This window comes from Raineya orbicola, from assembly GCF_002843425.1.
GTDB lineage: Bacteria > Bacteroidota > Bacteroidia > Cytophagales > Thermonemataceae > Raineya > Raineya orbicola.
Genome location: NZ_NKXO01000092.1, coordinates 1 through 1,130, shown reverse-complemented (window position 1 = coordinate 1,130; position 1,130 = coordinate 1). Strand labels below are relative to the sequence as shown.

At 38.7% G+C, this 1,130-nt stretch carries 1 protein-coding gene; it reads left to right on the top strand.

The genetic code is table 11. The features are described from left to right. The first annotated feature begins 46 nt into the window (after nucleotides 1–46). Nucleotides 47–1,129: an IS4 family transposase gene (locus Rain11_RS13735; RefSeq protein WP_101359939.1), complete on the top strand. Its 1,083-nt coding sequence runs from the start codon at nucleotides 47–49 to the stop codon at nucleotides 1,127–1,129. Nucleotide 1,130: the final 1 nt, after the last annotated feature.

The following is a 1,130-nucleotide window of genomic DNA, read 5'->3' as shown; positions in this document are numbered from 1 at the left end:
GTAAAAAAAGAGCCATATAATTGTTGAGAGAAAAAACAAAGTTTATATGGCTCACACACAAGGGAAAGCTTTACGCAAAGGTAATGAAATGTTAGCTGTTTTGCAAAAATATTTATCAGATTGGCATTTAGCAAGACAGAAATTTGTAGTACTTTTTGTGCAAGCGGTGCTGAAAATAGGTGTAAAAAGTTTGTTGGAAATAGCGGGGGCATTTGATAGTAGTGCCCAAAGGACATCTTCTTTAAGACGCATAGAACGCTTTTTGAATGGTTTTGAGTTTAGTATCAGCCTTTTTGGGAATTTTATGTTAGCGATGTTGCATTTACGCCATCAGGGTTTGGTTCTTTTGTTAGACCGCACCGAATGGCAGTTTGGTAAGACTTGGGTGAATATTTTGATGTTATCGGTAAGTGTAGAAGGGATGAGCGTTCCGCTATTTTGGCGAGTGTATAACAAAAAAGGCTTGAGTAGTCAGCAGGAACGAATAGATTTTATGCGTTCGTTTTTCAGGTATTTTCCCGACTTATGTATCACTTGTTTGATAGGGGATAGAGAGTTTATTGGCAAGCATTGGTTTTCTTATTTGGAACAAGAAGCGAGAATTCCTTGCCTGATACGATTGAGGGAAAACTTACAAGTTCATTATCAGGGCAAACAGAAACCAATCAAGGTGTATTGCAGAAATGTAAAAATGGGTCAGTATAGCTACAAAGGTTGCTTTCAGCTATGTGAAACAAACTTGCACGTATGGGCTACCCATTTGAGAGGTGAATGGTTGATTTTGGGAACTACCAGCAAGGATTTAGACGCCTTTGCAATCTACAAGCAGCGATGGGGCATTGAAACGCTCTTCAAGGCACTGAAAACACAAGGTTTTCATATAGAGCATACTGCCCTTTGTCAGGCTCCAAAGATAGAAAAACTGCTTTTCTTATTAGCTTTTGCTTTTGTGTGGGCTTACAAAACAGGACTTTGGCTCAATGAACGAAAGCCTATTCGCATTTGTCCTAACGGGCGTAGAGAGTTCTCTTTTTTTAGGTATGGTTTCCTGTTTTTGCAATATTGCCTCTTAAATGATACCCAATATCCACAACTTGTAAAAACTATTCAACTTTTGTCGGAGGACTAAA